At 58.7% G+C, this 201-nt stretch carries 1 protein-coding gene; it reads right to left on the bottom strand.

Annotation, left to right across the window (positions count from 1 at the left end; translation table 11 throughout):
• On the bottom strand, positions 1 to 201 hold a 201-nt coding region (locus KO531_RS22350; RefSeq protein WP_219252254.1), incomplete at both ends, for a hypothetical protein.

Raw genomic sequence — 201 nt, 5'->3', positions numbered from 1 at the left:
CGATGGCGAACCGTTGCCCATCACTGGTGGGGTTGTTCCGCTGCCATTGCCAGCCGCGGGACCACGAGGATGACCAGTCGCGGTACTCGGCGCTGCATCTGGGGTTGTCCCCAAATTACGCCTAGGTCCTTGGGTGTAATTACTGCCCGTTTGCGCACCGTGGCTCAGATTCACAGGTGTTGAACTACTCACCTCCCATTT

This window comes from Shewanella sp. NKUCC06_TVS, from assembly GCF_019345515.1.
GTDB lineage: Bacteria > Pseudomonadota > Gammaproteobacteria > Enterobacterales > Shewanellaceae > Shewanella > Shewanella oncorhynchi.
This window is presented reverse-complemented; position numbering and strand designations above follow the sequence as displayed.